Consider the following 540-nt stretch of genomic DNA (forward strand, 5'->3'; position numbering starts at 1 on the left):
GGGTGTGTCCATAAAACCATTGTTCGTGATAGCTATCCCATCCCCAGTTAGCGTTGGGGTCGGTAAAAGAGCGTTTGCAGTTGCAGCGAAAAATGCCTTTAGAGTGGCATTCGCACAGCTTTTTACCATAGGGACTGGCACCGGTTAGGAGTGGGGCTCCGTCGGCGGCCACAGCTACATTATCTGGGTCGCCAAGCAGGCCCAGTTCGGACGATGGTTTGACGGCACACTCTTTTAATATCAGTTGCAAAATTCTCTGCGGTTGTTTTTTAAGGACCCTGCCTTTTAAGACTTGGTTAACGAGTTTTTTCACAATTCCAGGATGCTTTGGGACCAATTTTTCTCCGGATTTAGGACGTTTGCGGCCTTTGGATTTTGGTTTTTGAACAGCCTTTTGCGGAGCATATTCCAGCCATAAACGGTTGAGGAAATCATAAATAGTACCAACCCCTGGGGTGTGCAGATCAAAACCGCAGATAGTGGCGAGAACAGGATTAGCTTTCAGGAGATGGACAAATTTAGTCGGGTCTTCAATTTTGC

The 540-nt window shown here is 47.2% G+C and carries 1 pseudogene; it reads right to left on the reverse strand.

From position 1 onward, the window contains the following. Positions 1-540: pseudogene (locus JDF658_RS14895) on the reverse strand (hypothetical protein); the annotation flags it as partial.

The sequence above is a fragment of the Carboxydocella sp. JDF658 genome (assembly GCF_002049395.1).
GTDB lineage: Bacteria > Bacillota.